The sequence below is a fragment of the Rhizorhabdus wittichii genome, from assembly GCF_017607425.1.
GTDB lineage: Bacteria > Pseudomonadota > Alphaproteobacteria > Sphingomonadales > Sphingomonadaceae > Rhizorhabdus > Rhizorhabdus wittichii.
In genome coordinates this window covers 246,524-261,550 of record NZ_CP059319.1, presented here as the reverse complement: position 1 = coordinate 261,550, position 15,027 = coordinate 246,524, and the positions used below count along the sequence as shown (strand labels likewise).

Sequence of the window (15,027 nt, the reverse complement as noted above, 5' to 3'; positions counted from 1 at the left end):
AGGGCGATGAAAGGGAGGCTGGACCAATGAGAAGGATGACCAACCAGATGCTGCGCATGGCGAGCGGCAGCGCGATCGCGGCCTTGCTGGCGATCAGCGGCCAGGCATCGGCGCAGGCCGCGGCCGAGGCTGAGAATCAGGGGCTGGAGGACATCGTCGTCACCGCCCAGCGGCGCAGCGAAAGCATCCAGAACGTGCCGGTCGCGGTGACCGCGTTCAACACGCAGGAACTGCAGCGCGCGAACATCCAGGACGTCGGCGCCTATTTCCAGAACACGCCCAACGTCTTCATCACCGACAGCCCGGTGCGGAGCGGCAACAACGTGTCGAGCAGCGCGCTCGGCCTGGCGCTGCGCGGCATCTCGAACGTCGGCGGCAACGCGTCGTCGTTCGGCATCTATCTCGACGATTTCAACATCTCGAACATCGCGCTCAACCCGCACCTGATCGACATGGAGCGGATCGAGGTGCTGCGCGGGCCGCAGGGCACCTATTTCGGACGCAACGCGTCGGGCGGCGTGATGAGCCTCAACACCGCGAAGCCCGATACGCGGGGCTTCGCCGGCGAGGTGAACGCGATGGCGGGCCGCTTCGGCAGCTACGAGCTGGGCGGCATGGTCAACGTGCCACTGAACGACATGGTCGCGATCCGCGCCGCCGGCAAATGGGAAACCTCCAACGGCGAGTTCAACAACAAGGCGCCGATCGGCGGCGGCAACGGCCGCGACTACAAGGCGGCGCGCCTTTCGCTCCGCGCGACGCCGACCGAGCAGCTGACGATCGACCTGTCGTACAACTACACGCGTGAGAAGGACGACGATTTCGGCCTGATCCACACCGGCGTGCTGAGCGACTTCATCAAGTCGATCTGCCCGGGCGTCACCTTCTCCTGCCCGGTCGATTCCAACCTCGGCTTCTATCCGAACAACCGCCGCAACTATGCGCATGACGCGCCGCTGGTGGTGGACAACGAATATCACATCGCCGTCGGCCGGGTCGCCTGGACCGGCGAGAATGTCGGCGTCACCAGCATCACCGGCTACGGCTCGGCCAAGTTCGACCGCAGCGGCGAGCTCGACTTCTCGAGCGTCGACTTCCTGCGCGAAGGCTTCAACTATGAACGGCGCAAGAGCTTCTCGCAGGAATTCCGCGTCCAGTCGGTCGGCGACAAGCGGCTGAACTGGATCGTCGGCGCCGTCTATGCGCAGGACAAGCATCGCGAGGGCGAGTTCATCGCGGCGGGCGTCCAGAACGATATCGGCCTGCCCGAGGATTTCCCGATCGAGCTGTCGCACTACAACCAGAAGATCACGTCAAAGGCGCTGTTCGCCGAGGCGACCTTCGACGTCACCGACGCGCTCTCGCTGACCGCCGGCGCCCGTTATTCGCACGACAAGATCAAGCGGTTCGAGGACCAGATCGAGTTCGGCGGTCCGCTCCAGGCCGTGCAGGGCAGCCGCAGCTTCAGCGACGTGTCGCCGCGCTTCGTGATCAAATATAAGGCGGCGGACCACGTCAATCTCTACGCGAGCGCCTCGAAGGGCTGGAAATCGGGCGGCTTCGAGCTCGATCCGCAGCGCGCGCGCAGCGACTTCGGCGCGGAGACGCTGTGGAACTACGAAGTTGGCGTGAAAAGCACCCTGCTCGACAACCGCCTGCGCGCCAACCTCGCGCTGTTCTACATCGACTGGAACAACGTGCAGGTCAGCTCGGGCGTGATCGGCCGCGACGCCAACGGCAACATCATCAACTATGCCGGCATTTCGAACGCGGCCAGCGCGACCAGCAAGGGCGCCGAGCTCGAACTGCTCGCCGCGCCGACCGACCAGCTCGAACTCGGGCTGAACATCGGCTATCTCAAGGCGCGGTTCGACAAGTTCGCCGATGCGCGCACCAATTTCGGCACGGTCGACCTGTCGGGCAAGCCGCTGCCCAAGGCTCCAGAATGGACGCTGTCGACCTTCGCGCAATATACCGTGCCGCTGACCGGCGATTTCGAGGCGTTCGTGCGCGGCGAATATTTCTACACCGACGACGCCTACACCACGGTCAACAACATCGCCGCGGTGCTGACCGGCCAGCCGCGCTTCCCCTATGAGGTGAAGGGCTATGGCAAGGCCAATCTGCGGATCGGCGTGGAGAATGACCGCTTCCGCATCGTCGGCTATGTCGAGAACCTGTTCGACAAGAAATATTACACCGCATCGTTCGACTTCGGCTTCGCCAACGGCGCCGCCGTGGTGCCGGGACTGCGGCGCTGGGGCGTGCGGGGCAGCGTGAAGTTCTGATCCTGGCGGCGGCGGCCATTCGGTCGCCGCCTGCCACCCGCGAAGAAAAACCCCCGTCGGCATCCCGCCGGCGGGGGTTTTCCTTGTCACCGAAGAAGGCCGGCCGGCTCAGCCCGGCTGGCTCGCCGTCCAGCTCAATATCTCGATCGCATAGCCCTCGGGGTCCTTGAAGATGAAGGCATGGATCGACCGCTTGTCGTCGAGCCGCGTCGTCTTGCGCTCCTCGCTGATCGCGATCCCCTGCGCGCGGACGCGGTCGTACCAGGCGTCGACCGCGGCGACGCCGTCGACCACCACCGTCACCATCACCGGCTTGTTGTCGGCCGGGCGCAGCGTCCCGTCCTGCGCGTTGACCAGCCCCAGCGTCGCGGTGTCGGTCAGGTCGAACAGCCGCACCCAGGCCGGCGTGTCCTGCGGCGGCGTGCCGAGCAGCTTCTCGTAGAAGGCGGCGGCGGCCGGCAGGTCCTTGTAGTAGAGGAAGGTCATCTGCCCCTTGATCGGCGCCGAGGCGGGGGCGGCCGGAGCCGCCGGCCGTTCGGCAGTGGCCGGGGGAAGCGCGCAGGCCGTCCCCAGAAGCGTGAGCGCCAGGCCGATAATCCGCATTTCGATCTCCCAATAAATATGCGTTTTCATATGAAATGAATTGACATAAATCCAGTCCATTCTAGACTTCCGACCCACTGGATCACCATGAAAGGACAGGAGATGGACGAGAAACTGGTCACCAGCCGTCGCCAGGCGCTGGGGCTCGCCTCGCTCGCGGTGGCGGGCGTCGCGGTCGGCGCGCCGGCTGCTGCTGCCGCTGTGTCGACGGGCGCCGACCCGCGCCGGCCCAGCGATGCCGAGCTGGAACGCGTCGCGCGCCTCTATGGCGGCGAGTTCGGCGGCGGCAGGGGAGCGCGCTGACATGGCGATTTTCGAAGCCGAAAGCTGGTTTCCGATCCAGGGCAAGGAAGCCGAACACGACGCCGCGATGACCAATTTCCTGAAATGGGTCGGCGCCAACCGCCACCTGTTCAAGGAATGGAAGAGCCTGCGCTACTACGTCAAGGAGATCGCGGGCCCCAATAGCGGCCGCCATTTCATCGTCTGGGAATATGAGGACCTGGCGAGCTTCGAGGCGTACAAGAAGCGGCGCCACGACTATCCGGGGCCCTATGCCGAATATAAGAAGAACGATCCCTATCACCTGGGCGTGATGGATCACCGCAACATGGAAGTTGAGATCTGGTACGAGATCGACCGGCCGCTCTGGCTCGAATAGTCGGTCGACAACCGGGTCCTGCCGTCGCCGGCCGCATTGACGGGGCGACGGCACAGTCGTGCGTTCAGGGAGAATATCGATGGGCGATGCCGTCGTGGCAAGCCGCAAGCCGTTCTACAAGGAATTGAAGGCCGGGCGTTCCTATCTCTGGTGCGCCTGCGGGCGATCGAAGCGGCAGCCCTTTTGCGACGGCCGTTCGCACGAAGGCACCGGCATCGAGCCGATCCGCTACGACTGCACCGTCGATGGCGAGGAAGTGCTGTTCTGCGGCTGCAAGCAGACCGCGACGGGCCCCTTCTGCGACGGCGCGCACAGCAACCTGCCCGGCGGCTATGCCGAGGAAGCCGAACGGGCCGAGGACCTGCCCTGGGCGGAAAGCGACGCGGAGGGAATCCGCTCGCTCGACGGCCATTGCTATGTGATCGCCGCCGAGGCGACCCGCCCCGCGACCGCCGGCGACTGGTGGTGCCGGACGATCGTGTCGACCGCGATGGGCGCGCAGCATCAGGCGCAGTTCTACGGCGAGTTGCGGCGCGGCCAATCGCCCGTGCTCGCTTCCGCCGCCGGCGACGTCGTCCTCTGGACGATGGCCGGACAGGGCAGCGTCGAGATTTCCGGGCGGAGCTTCGCCCTCGCCAGGAACATGGGCGTCTATGTCCGGGGCGGCGAGGCGTTCCGCTTCACCCAGCAGGGTGACGCGCCGCTCGGCGTACATATCCACGCCTGTCCCGCCACCGACGCGCTCGGCGAGCTGGCGGAGATGCCCGACGGTTTCGACGCCCGCTGGCCCGACCGCACCGTCGGCGTCGACGAGGGCCAGCGCCACGCCATGGGGCCGCGCTATTTCCAGATGCTCGTCGACAAGCGGATCGGATCGACCACCGCGACGCAGTTCATCGGCCATATCCCGCAATCGCGCGCCGAGATGCATCGCCACCTCTACGAGGAAGCGCTGATCATCCTGTCGGGCGAAGGCGTGATCTGGAACGAAGGCGTCCGCGCCCGCGTCCGCGCCGGCGACGTGATCTTCTTCCCGCGCAAGCATCGCCACTCGCTGCAATGCACCCATCCCGACGGCATGGACGTGGTCGGACTCATCCACCCCGGCGACAATCCCGGGATCAACTATTGAGGCCTTGAGGGGGCCGCCAAGCCTAACGACGATCCTTTTGCCCGTCACCCCAGCGCAGGCTGGGGTCCATGTCTCTCATCAGCCAGATGGCATCTGAGGAGAAAACAGACATGGACCCCAGCCTGCGCTGGGGTGACGAGTGGGAAAACCACCCTACCCCACCGCTTCCCGCCGGGCGAAGCACTGGCCGCTGCGGACCAGCGCGTCGACGAAGCGCTCGACATCGGCTTCGTCATTATAGGCGTGGAAGCCCGCGCGGATGTTGCCGTCGCGGCTCGACGTCACGATGTTCTGCGCGAACAGCTGCGCGACGAACGCATCCTCGTCCCGCACCGGGATCGCGATCATCGGGCCGCGCAGCGCATCGTCCTCCGGCGTCGCGACGGCGATGTCCGCCTCCGCCAGCCGATCGAGTGCGAGCCGGGTGAGCGCGCGCACCCGCCCCTCGATCGCATCGACGCCGAGATCGAGGATCAGGTCGAGCCCCGCCTTGGCCGCATAGAGGCTCGGCACCGGCGGGGTGCCGCCCTGGAAGCGGCGCGCGCTGGGGCTGGGATCGTGCGCGAAGATGTCCATCGCATTGGTGTCGGCCTGGGCGAACCAGCCCGACGTGGTCGGCGCCAGCGCGGAGGTCAGCGCCGCGCGCACCCACAGGAAGCCGCTGCCCGCCGAGCCGAGCAGATATTTGAGCATGCCGCCGACGCAGAAATCAACGCCCAGCGCGCGCACGTCGATCTGCTCGGTGCCGATCGACTGGTAGCAATCGAGGATCACCAGCGCGCCGCGCTCATGCGCGATCCGGACGATCTCGCGGATCCGGTCGGCGGGAAGCTTGCCGCCATGCCGGTAGCAGACGTGCGACAGCGCGACGATCGCGGTGTCGCGGTCGATCGCCGCGTCGAAATGGGCGAGCGGGATGGTGCGATCCTCGGCCTCCGCGACATGGACGACCTGCGCGCCGCGCTTCTCCTGCGCGTGCCAGATCTGCGCGCTGGTCGGAAATTCGTAATTGCTGACCACCGCCTTGCGCCGCGTCGAGAAGTCGACACTGCTCGCCACCGCGTTGATGCCCGCCGATGCCGACGCCGTCACCGCGACCTCGTCGACGTCGCCGCCCAGCAGCCGCGCCATGCGCCGGCGGACCTCCTCCTCCAGCGCCACCCAGGCGCCCCAGTCGGCACCCTTGGCGATCCGGTCGGCCAGATAGGCCTCCATCGCCGCGCGCGCGCTGTTGCCGAGCAGGCCGTAGGATCCGCTGTTGAGGTAGACCATCGTCTCGGTGGTCGGGAACTGCGCGCGAAATTGGCCGAAATCGGCTTCAGCGGTCATGCGGATCTTGCTCCATCTCGTCCTTATGCATTCATATATATATGAAGATGACTATATGTATAGCATGATCTAGCCGAGCAGGTGGACAGCGAGCCCGAAAATGGCGAGCGGGGCGACATAGCGGATGATCAGGGCCCAGAGCCTGAAACCGCGGGGACCGAGGCCGGTGTCGCCGGGGCCGACGATCGCCCGGCACCGCCAGCCGACGAACAGCGCGAGCATCAGCGCGCTGGCGGGCAGCATCAGGTTGGCGATGGTGAAGTCGAGCAGGTCGAACGCCGTCTCCTTCTCCAGGCCGAAGGCGGCGAGCGGGTGGACATCCGACAATATGTTGAACGACAGCAGCGACGGCAGGCCGATCAGCCAGATCGCCAGCCCGGCGCCGACGGCGAGCGGGGCGCGGCCGAGCGGCAGCTTCTCGCGCAGCCGGGCGACCACCGGCTCGAGCATGCCGACCGCGGTGGTGAAGGCGCCCAGCGCGATCAGCCCGAAGAAGAAGATGGCGATGATCCGCCCGCCCGCCATCTGTCCGAACACGACAGGCAGGGTGACGAAGATCAGGTTGGGGCCCTCGGTGGGCTTGAGGCCGTAGGCGAGCACGGCGGGGAAGATCGCGAAGCCGGTCAGCAGCGCGACGACGATCACCCCGCCCGCCAGCGCGAAGGAGGATCGCGGCAGCGATGCGTTGGCGGGCAGATAGGCGCTGTAGGTCATCAGCACGCCGGCGCCGATCGCGGTCGAGAACAGCGCCTGGCCGAGTGCGGTCAGCGCGCCGGTCGCGCCGAGCGCCGCGAAATCGGGTTCGAGCAGGAAGACGGCGCTGGGCATCAGCCCGATCGTGATCGCGTTGTAGATGACCAGGCCGATCAGGATCGCGAACAGCGCGATCATCTTGATCCGCGACACGGTCTCGATCCCGCGCTGCACGCCCAGCCCGACGACCGCCGCGGTCGCCATGATGAAGCCGAGCTGGAGCAGCCCGCCCCGCACCGGCGACGCCGTCAGCGCCCCGAAGGCGGTGCGCGACCGCTCCGCATCGAAGCCGGCGAAGCCCTGCGTCACCGACAGGACGCTGTAGTCGATCGCCCAGCCGGCGACGATGCTGTAATAGCTGAGCCCGAAGAAGGGGATCAGCAGGCCGAGCAGGCCGACGACGCGCCAGCCCCGCGATCCGCCGCTCGCCGCGATCGCGGCGTCGACGCTGGCCATCACGCTGCCATGGCCGCGCCGGCCGATCGCCATTTCGGCGATCATCAGCGGAACGCAGATCGCGACCACGAACAGCGCGTAGAGGATGACGAAGGCGCCGCCGCCATTGGCCCCCGCGACATAGGGGAAGCGCCACAGCGTCCCCAGGCCGATCGCCGCCGCGCCGATCGAATAGATGAACGACAGCCGGGACGACCATTGTTCGTTCGCGCGCGATGCACCAGCCGGATTGTCAGCCAAACGCCCCTCCATAAAACATCCATTTATATATGTTTTATTATCTGTATATGCTGTTTGCCCGATTGACCAGCGCAATAGTTGCTATAAGCTGCCGCGTGTGACCAAGCCGCAAAAGACCCGCGAAACCGCGCGATCGAGCCTCGAAGAGGCGCAGGCCGGGAATAGCTGGCTCAACGACTATCTCCCCTACCAACTCTATCGGCTGACCAACCGGCTCGACCAGAGGCTGCAGGCGCGCCTGCGCAGCCAGGGGATCAAGCCGTCGCGCTGGCGCGTGATGAGCGTGCTGCGGTCCTACGGCACGCTCACCATCGGCAAGATCGCCGAACAGGCGCTGATGGAGCAACCCACGGTCAGCCGCGTGATCATGCAGCTCGAGGCCGACGGCCTGGCGACGCGCCAGGCCTCGACCGAGGATTCGCGCGCGACCGAGGTGACGCTGACCCCGGCCGGGATCGAGAAGCTCGAAGCGATCCTGCTGACCGCCTACCGTCACCAGCAGGAAGCGCTCGCCGGCCTGTCGCGCGCGGAGCTCGACACGCTGCGCGCCACGCTCAACCGGGTCGAGCAGAACATCGATTTCTATCAATGACGGTGGCTGCGTCGCGATGACGGGACCGGTGGAGGGCAGGCCCGACATCGCCGGGACCATCACCTTCTTCTACTATGACGACCTCGCCGCCGCGATACGCTGGTATCGCGAGGTGCTGGGGTTCGAGCCCTATTTCGACCAGGATTGGCTGGTGCTGCTGCGCGTCGCCCCGGGCCACAGCCTCGGCCTCGTCGATGCGGTGAGCGGCAGCCAGCGCCCGGTGCCCGGCCTCAACAAGGGCGCAACGCTCTCGATCGAGACCGATCAGCTGGAACAATGGCGCGACCGCCTTGCGGCCGCGGGCTGCCTCGGACCCGACGACGGCTTCCAGCCCGGCTGCCGCGGCCGCACCACCGAGTTCCGCGTGTGCGACCCCGGCGGCTATTTCGTCGAATTCTTCCGCTGGATCGAACCGCCCCCGCTCGCCTGACACGGCGGGCAGCCAACCGATAAATCCTTGTTTTCAGCAGGATCTGGCGGAGACGGAGGGATTCGAACCCTCGGTACGAGTAATCCCCGTACGGCGGTTTAGCAAACCGCTGGTTTCAGCCACTCACCCACGTCTCCGGCGAGGCAGAGGCCGCGCTATAGCGAGCAGGTGCGCTCTGATCAACCGCCTCTCGATGCATTTTCCGCCATCAATATTCAGGTTCGATTCATTGCAGCATCCGCCAAAAGAGGCTTTACCAGACAACAGGCGAAGCGGTTTGCGGAGAACAGGCATGGTCAAGGGGATGGTGCTCGGCATGGCGGGGGCGATGGCGCTCGCGCTTTCGGGCACGGCGCAGGCGCAGATCAGGACGGTCGACCCCAACGCCGCGAGCGACCTCGCCCCCGTTCCGGCGAGCGAGGCCAATTACGGCACCCGGGTCTCGGCGCCAGCGGCTGAGGCCGCATCCGCCGCGCCGGCCGGCACGACCGACGCCGCCGCCGTCGGCAGCGACGTCGCCACCGGCGATTCGGTCACCGTCGAGGGCACGCCGATGCCGGCCCGCGCCCAGGCCGCCGATGCCGCCGCCAATTCGACCTATGCGCAGGACGACGTCCTCGCCGCCGCCGAGGGCGTGTTCGGCAAGGGCGCCGAGGGCCTCGCCAAGCTGGTCGAGAAGATCTTCGCCGAACAGGGCCGCCCCAACGCCTATATCGCGGGCCGCGAAGCCGGCGGCGCGATCATCGTCGGCGTGCGCTACGGCTCGGGCACGCTGTTCCACAAGGTCGAGGGACAGCAGCCGATCTACTGGACCGGCCCGTCGCTGGGCTTCGACCTCGGCGCCAACGGCGCCAAGAGCTTCGTGCTGGTCTACAATCTGTTCGACACCGCCGACGCCTATCATCGCTTCCCGGCGGTCGAGGGCACGGCTTATATCGTCGGCGGCTTCACCGCGACCTATCTGCGCCGCGGCGACGTGGTGATGATCCCGATCCGGCTCGGCGTCGGCTGGCGGCTCGGCGTCAATGTCGGCTATATGAACTTCACCCACAAATCGAAGATCGTGCCCTTCTGAGAGTCTGCTTGGAAATGCGCGGAAGGGCGCATTTCCAAACAGACTCTTAGCCGGGCAGCCCGATCAGCGAGATCTGCCGCCCATAGCCGGGCTCGCCCAGATGGGTGGCCCGGCGGAAGCTGAAGAAGCGATCGGGCTGGGCATAGGTGTCCTCGCCGATCGCGATCACCCGCCCCACCCCGGCCGCCGCCAACCGGTGCGCGACATAGGCTTCGATGTCGAACTGGGCGTGGCCGACGCGGCGGCCGTCGGCGAAGAAGCGCTCATTGGCGGGATCCTCGGCCTCGAAGCGGCGGACGAAGCCCTCGTCGACCTCATAGCTCGCCCGCGCGATGCACGGTCCGATCGCCGCAACGACGCGCGAGCGATCCGCGCCCAACGCTTCCATCTCCACCAGAGTGGCGTCGGCCACCCCCGACAGCGCCCCCTTCCAGCCGGCATGCGCCGCGCCGACGACGCCGGCCGCCGCATCGGCGAACAGCACCGGCACGCAATCGGCGGTGAGGATGCCGAGCAGCAGGCCCGGCCGGTCGGTGACCAGCGCATCGGCATGCGGCCGTTCATCGTCGGCGAAGGGTGCGGTGACCGCCACCGCATCGGCCGAATGGACCTGGTGGAGCGTGACGAGATCATGGCCCGGCGCCACCGCCTCGACCGCCCGCCGACGATTCTCGCGGATCGCGTCGCGGTCGTCATCCGATCCCAGCCCGACATTGAGCCCGGCATGGATGCCCTGCGACACCCCGCCCTCGCGGCCGAGGAAGCCATGTGGCAGCGCGCCGAGCGCGTCGATCCGGATCGGACGGACGGCCATGCTCATACCGTCGGCTTCTGGGTGAAGCCCTGCGCGACCACGCCAGGCGTATCCTCGACATCGATCGAATCGACCCGCGACGCGGGCGACCCACGCCGACAGCGCGCGATCATCTCCTCGACCCGATCGGCCGGTCCCGCAGCGACCGCCTCGACCGAGCCGTCCGCGCGGTTGCGCACCCAGCCGTCGAGGCCGAGTTCGGCCGCCTGCTCGACCGTCCAGGCGCGGAACCAGACGCCCTGCACCTTGCCCTTCACATGGATGCGGCGGGCGATGCGGTCGGGGCGATCGGCCCCGCTCATCCGACCTGCGCCCGGTGCAGCAGCTTCTGGTCGGCCAGCACCAGCGCGACCATCGCCTCCAGCACCGGCGCGGCGCGGATGCCGACGCAGGGATCGTGGCGTCCCTTGGTGCGGATGTCGGCGGCCTTGCCGTCGCGCCCGATCGTCTCGACCGGGGTCAGGATCGACGAGGTCGGCTTGAGCGCGATCCGCACCACCACCGGCTGGCCAGTGGCGATGCCGCCCGCGATCCCGCCGGCATGGTTGGCGAGGAACACCGGCTTGCCGTCATTGCCGGGCCGCATCGGATCGGCGTTGCTCTCGCCGGTCAGCCGCGCCGCGGCGAAGCCGTCGCCGATCTCGACGCCCTTGACCGCGTTGATCGACATGCAGGCCGCCGCCAGCTCGCTGTCGAGCTTGGCGTAGAGCGGCGCGCCCCAGCCGGCCGGCACGCCCTCCGCGACGCATTCGACGACGGCGCCGACCGAGGAGCCGGCCTTGCGCGCATCGTCGACGATCGCTTCCCAGCGCGCCGCCGCCGCGCGATCGGGGCAGAAGAACGGATTCTCGTCGATCGCGGCATCGTCGAACGCGACGGGATCGATCCTGTCGCCGCCCAGTTCGATCAGATAGGCCCGGATCCTGACCTCTGGAATCACCAGCCGCGCGACCGCGCCCGCCGCCACCCGCGACGCCGTCTCGCGCGCCGAGGATCGCCCGCCGCCGCGATGGTCGCGGAAGCCATATTTGGCATCATAGGCATAGTCGGCATGGCCGGGCCGATAGGCGAGCGCGACCTCCGAATAATCCTTCGAGCGCTGGTCGACATTCTCGATCATCAGGCTGATCGGCGTGCCGGTGGTCCGCCCTTCGAACACGCCCGACAGGATGCGGACCTGGTCGGGCTCCTGCCGCTGGGTGGTGAAGCGCGAGGTGCCCGGCCGGCGCTTGTCGAGCCACGGCTGGATATCGGCCTCGCTCAGCTCGAGGCCCGGCGGACAGCCGTCGACCACCGCGCCGATGGCGGGCCCATGGCTCTCCCCCCAGGTCGAGAAGCGAAAGACGCGGCCGAAGCTGTTGAAGCTCATGCGTCCCTCTCCCCGAGGGAGAGGGAGGGGCCCAAGCCGCAGGCTTGGGAGGGTGAGGGCACGCGCTCGACCAGGGCGCAACGGATCGCTTCGAGCACGCCGGGCAGGTTTCCCGCCACTTCATTGTTCCAGACCCGGATCACCCGATATCCCTCGTTCCGCAGATAGGCATCGCGCCCTACGTCATATTCCCGATTTTCGCCATGCTGCGATCCATCGGCCTCGACCACCAGCTTCGCTTCGACACAGGCGAAATCGGCGATGAACGGACCGATCCAGACCTGGCGGCGGAATTTGAACCCGCCCAGCCGCCGGTTCCGCAATTCGCGCCAGAGAATCCTTTCGGCGTCCGTCGCCGACCGGCGAAGGGCGCGGGATCGCGCGAGGGCTTCGGTTCCGTCGATCGCCTTCACCGTGCCCTCACCCTTCCCACGCCTGCGGCGCGGGCCCCTTCCCTCTCCCTTCCGGGAGAGGGACGATCGCTCACGCCAGCGCGATGTCCGGGGCGTCCTCCGCCTTCATGCCGATGACGTTGTAGCCGGCGTCGACATGGTGGATCTCGCCGGTCACGCCCGATGCGAGGTCCGACAGCATGTAGAGGCCGGCGCCGCCGACATCCTCGATCGTCACGTTGCGGCGGAGCGGCGAGTTGAGCTCGTTCCACTTCAGGATGTAGCGGAAATCACCGATCCCGCTGGCCGCCAGCGTCTTGATCGGTCCCGCCGAGATCGCGTTGACGCGGATATTCTCCGGCCCCAGGTCCATCGCCAGATATTTGACGCTGGTCTCCAGCGCGGCCTTGGCGACGCCCATGACGTTATAGTGCGGCACCACCTTCTCGGCGCCGTAATAGCTGAGCGTCAGGATCGATCCGCCCGCCGCCATCATCGGCCGCGCGCGCTTGGTGACGGCGACCAGGCTGTAGGCCGAGATGTTCATGGTCAGCAGGAAATTGTCGAGGCTGGTGTCGACATATTTGCCGCGCAGCTCGTTCTTGTCCGAAAAGCTGATCGCATGGACGAGGAAGTCGATCGTCGGCCAGCGCGCGGCCAGCGCCGCGAAGGCCGCGTCCACGCCCTCATCGGTCGCCACGTCGCATTCGATCAGGAAGTCGGAGCCGACCTGCTCGGCCAGCGGGCGGACGCGCCGCTCCAGCGCCTCGCCCTGGTAGCTGAACGCCATCTCCGCGCCCTGATCGTGAAGCGCCTTGGCGATTCCCCACGCCAGCGAGCGATCATTGGCGAGCCCCATGATCAGCCCGCGCTTCCCCTGCATCAAACCGGCCACGATATCTCCCTTATTCGTTCGGCGAGGCATCCTTTACAGAAGTTTCCGGGCCTTCGGCTAGAGCCGCGTTGAGGTGCGCGCCGAAAACGAGGCCGAGCCCGACCAGCCAGAAGAACAGCAGGGTCACGATCACCCCCGCCAGGCTGCCATAGGTGCGGCCATAGCCGCCGAACGCGCCGACGACGATCGGCAGCAGCATCGTCACCGCCATCCACCAGCCCGCGGTGAACAGCGCGCCGGGCCATTTCGGGCAGTCGGACAGCCGGTATCGGGCCGGGGTCAGGGTCACGAACATGGCATAGAGCGCCCCGGCCAGCATCAGCAGCGGCGCGAGCCGCGAGAGGTTGATCAGCGGCTGCAACTCGTCCGCGAAGGGCAGCAGCCGCCAGATGACCTGCTCGACGCCGGTCAGCACCACCTGCGCGCTGAACGCCGCCATCGCCAGGATCACCGAGACGACGATGATCAGGATCGCCCCGGCGCGATAATGCCAGAAGCTCTTGCTCGGCCGGGTGCCATAGGCGCGATAGAGGATGTCGCGGATCGTCTCGATGAAGCTGCCGACCGTCCACAGCCCGACCAGCGCGCCCAGCCACAACAGCGCGCCCTTGTTGTTCGCCGCCAACACGTCGCTGATCGGCTGGGCGACGAGCTGGCGGACCGAGGGCGGCACCGTGGCAAGGAAGCCGTAGACCGCGTGCTGGACGTCGGGCGTCCGGCCGAACAGCTGCGCCAGCGCGGCCATGACGATGAAGAAGGGGAACATCGTCAGCAGCGCCAGATAGGCGATGTTGCCTGCATGGATGAAGCCGTCGGCATAGACGCCGAGCACGGCACGGCGGAAGACGGTGTAGATGCGCCCGCCGGGGCGCATCTGGTTCAGGTGCTTCTCGAAGGGCCGGCGGCGGCGCGCTTCGGGGGATTCGTCCGTCACCAAAGCCCGCCGCTCCTGTCCCTTCCGAAAATCCGTCGCCTCGTCAAACGCCCAGATTGGCGCGCGGGTTGCGCTGGCCCTTGCCCGGCCATGTCTCGACGAAGGCCTCGAGCTCCGCGTCGCCGGCCGGGATGTCGATCATCACGGTGACGAGCTGGTCGCCGCGCGACCCGTCCTTGCGGTGGAAGCCCTTGCCCTTCAGCCGCAGCGTCTTGCCCGAGCTGGCGCCCTTGGGGACCGCGAGCATCACCGCGCCGTCGACGGTCGGCACCTTCACCTTGGCCCCGGTCACCGCCTCGTCGATCGCGACGGGCAGGTCGAGCCGGACATCGTCCTCGTCGCGGCGGAAGAAGCGGTGCGGGCGCACGTCGACGGTGACGATCGCATCGCCCTTGCCGCCGGGGCCTTCCTCGCCCTGTCCGGCCAGCCGCATCTGCGTGCCGGTTTCGACCCCGTTGGGCAGCTTGACGTCGATCGTCTTGCCATTGGCCAGGGTGATCCGCTGCGGCTTCAGCGCCGCCGCGTCCTCGAACGGGACGGCCAGGCGATAGGAGACGTCCGCGCCCTTCACCGGACGGCTGCCGCCCTGCGTCCCGAAGCCGCCGAAGCCACCGCGCCGCCCCGCGCCCGGACCGGCCCCGCCACCGCGCGAGCGGCCAAAAATGCCTTCGAAGATGTCGCCGAAGTCCGAACCCTCGCCGAACTCGAAGTTGGCGCCGCCGGGTCCGGCGCCCGGATGGAAGCCCCCGCCCCCACCGCCGCCGCGCCCGCCGAAGCCGAAGGGGCCGCGCGGATTGCCCTGCTCGTCGATCTCGCCCCGGTCATATTGGGCGCGCTTGTCGCGGTCGGACAACAGGTCGTAGGCGGAGGTCACCTCGGCGAAACGCTCGGCGGCCTTGGGATTGTCCTGGTTGCGATCGGGATGCAGCTCCTTGGCGAGCTTGCGATAGGCCTTCTTGATCTCGGCCTCGTCCGCCCCACGCTTCACACCCAGCTTCGAATAGAGATCCGCCATCGTCGTCGTCGTCATCCTGCCGTCGCACCTGTTGCAAAAATGCAACATG

Annotated in this window: 17 protein-coding genes and 1 tRNA gene; 7 read left to right on the top strand and 11 right to left on the bottom strand. The window is 67.4% G+C overall.

Annotation, left to right across the window (positions count from 1 at the left end; translation table 11 throughout):
- The first annotated feature begins 26 nt into the window (after positions 1–26).
- Complete coding sequence (locus tag HRJ34_RS01270; RefSeq protein WP_012050954.1) at positions 27–2,288, top strand: TonB-dependent receptor; 2,262 nt, start codon at positions 27–29, stop codon at positions 2,286–2,288.
- Positions 2,289–2,396: 108 nt separating this feature from the next.
- On the opposite strand, the gene HRJ34_RS01265 is transcribed toward HRJ34_RS01270, so the two are convergent.
- Positions 2,397–2,891: a VOC family protein gene (locus HRJ34_RS01265; RefSeq protein WP_157783634.1), complete on the bottom strand. Its 495-nt coding sequence runs from the start codon at positions 2,889–2,891 to the stop codon at positions 2,397–2,399.
- A 102-nt stretch (positions 2,892–2,993) separates the two neighbouring features.
- On the opposite strand from HRJ34_RS01265, the gene HRJ34_RS01260 reads away from it, so the two are divergent.
- From HRJ34_RS01260 to HRJ34_RS01250, 3 genes are all read left to right on the top strand, one after another.
- Positions 2,994–3,194 (top strand): hypothetical protein, encoded by a 201-nt coding sequence (locus HRJ34_RS01260; RefSeq protein WP_029993108.1) that lies wholly within the window; start codon positions 2,994–2,996, stop codon positions 3,192–3,194.
- A gap of 1 nt (position 3,195) precedes the next feature.
- Positions 3,196–3,552 (top strand): hypothetical protein, encoded by a 357-nt coding sequence (locus HRJ34_RS01255; protein WP_012050952.1) that lies wholly within the window; start codon positions 3,196–3,198, stop codon positions 3,550–3,552.
- 79 nt (positions 3,553–3,631) lie between these two features.
- Positions 3,632–4,684, top strand: coding sequence for a cupin domain-containing protein (locus tag HRJ34_RS01250; protein WP_208633129.1), 1,053 nt, complete (start codon positions 3,632–3,634; stop codon positions 4,682–4,684).
- Between the two features lie 153 nt (positions 4,685–4,837).
- On the opposite strand, the gene HRJ34_RS01245 is transcribed toward HRJ34_RS01250, so the two are convergent.
- Both HRJ34_RS01245 and HRJ34_RS01240 read right to left on the bottom strand, forming a co-directional pair.
- Positions 4,838–6,013, bottom strand: coding sequence for an aminotransferase class V-fold PLP-dependent enzyme (locus tag HRJ34_RS01245; RefSeq protein ID WP_012050950.1), 1,176 nt, complete (start codon positions 6,011–6,013; stop codon positions 4,838–4,840).
- A 69-nt stretch (positions 6,014–6,082) separates the two neighbouring features.
- Complete coding sequence (locus HRJ34_RS01240; protein ID WP_208633128.1) at positions 6,083–7,462, bottom strand: sodium-dependent transporter; 1,380 nt, start codon at positions 7,460–7,462, stop codon at positions 6,083–6,085.
- A 97-nt stretch (positions 7,463–7,559) separates the two neighbouring features.
- Here HRJ34_RS01240 and HRJ34_RS01235 point away from each other — a divergent pair, with 97 nt between their 5' ends.
- A complete protein-coding gene (locus HRJ34_RS01235; protein ID WP_012050948.1) occupies positions 7,560–8,054 on the top strand; it encodes a MarR family winged helix-turn-helix transcriptional regulator in 495 nt (164 codons plus the stop codon).
- Between the two features lie 16 nt (positions 8,055–8,070).
- Positions 8,071–8,484, top strand: a complete 414-nt coding sequence (locus HRJ34_RS01230; protein ID WP_012050947.1) for a VOC family protein — start codon at positions 8,071–8,073, stop codon at positions 8,482–8,484.
- A 44-nt stretch (positions 8,485–8,528) separates the two neighbouring features.
- On the opposite strand, the gene HRJ34_RS01225 is transcribed toward HRJ34_RS01230, so the two are convergent.
- Positions 8,529–8,621, bottom strand: a tRNA-Ser gene (locus HRJ34_RS01225).
- A 155-nt stretch (positions 8,622–8,776) separates the two neighbouring features.
- On the opposite strand from HRJ34_RS01225, the gene HRJ34_RS01220 reads away from it, so the two are divergent.
- On the top strand, positions 8,777–9,559 hold the full coding sequence (locus tag HRJ34_RS01220; protein WP_208633127.1) for a DUF1134 domain-containing protein: 783 nt from the start codon (positions 8,777–8,779) through the stop codon (positions 9,557–9,559).
- Between the two features lie 46 nt (positions 9,560–9,605).
- Here HRJ34_RS01220 and pgeF read toward each other — a convergent pair whose 3' ends face one another.
- The 7 genes from pgeF to HRJ34_RS01185 all read right to left on the bottom strand — a co-directional run bounded on the left by pgeF (position 9,606) and on the right by HRJ34_RS01185 (position 14,978).
- A complete protein-coding gene (gene pgeF / locus HRJ34_RS01215) occupies positions 9,606–10,379 on the bottom strand; it encodes a peptidoglycan editing factor PgeF (RefSeq protein ID WP_208633126.1) in 774 nt (257 codons plus the stop codon).
- Positions 10,376–10,675 (bottom strand): acylphosphatase, encoded by a 300-nt coding sequence (locus HRJ34_RS01210; RefSeq protein ID WP_012050944.1) that lies wholly within the window; start codon positions 10,673–10,675, stop codon positions 10,376–10,378. Before HRJ34_RS01210 ends, pgeF begins: the two co-directional genes overlap by 4 nt.
- Positions 10,672–11,742 (bottom strand): chorismate synthase, encoded by a 1,071-nt coding sequence (gene aroC / locus HRJ34_RS01205; RefSeq protein WP_208633125.1) that lies wholly within the window; start codon positions 11,740–11,742, stop codon positions 10,672–10,674. Before aroC ends, HRJ34_RS01210 begins: the two co-directional genes overlap by 4 nt.
- Entirely contained in the window at positions 11,739–12,155 is a 417-nt protein-coding gene (locus HRJ34_RS01200) for an endonuclease domain-containing protein (RefSeq protein ID WP_319025633.1), read from the bottom strand. The genes aroC and HRJ34_RS01200 overlap by 4 nt, the downstream gene beginning before the upstream one ends.
- Before the next feature lie 70 nt (positions 12,156–12,225).
- Entirely contained in the window at positions 12,226–13,029 is an 804-nt protein-coding gene (gene fabI / locus HRJ34_RS01195; protein ID WP_208633124.1) for an enoyl-ACP reductase FabI, read from the bottom strand.
- 10 nt (positions 13,030–13,039) lie between these two features.
- A complete protein-coding gene (locus HRJ34_RS01190; protein ID WP_012050941.1) occupies positions 13,040–13,963 on the bottom strand; it encodes a YihY/virulence factor BrkB family protein in 924 nt (307 codons plus the stop codon).
- 43 nt (positions 13,964–14,006) lie between these two features.
- Positions 14,007–14,978, bottom strand: coding sequence for a DnaJ C-terminal domain-containing protein (locus HRJ34_RS01185; protein WP_208634301.1), 972 nt, complete (start codon positions 14,976–14,978; stop codon positions 14,007–14,009).
- Positions 14,979–15,027: the final 49 nt, after the last annotated feature.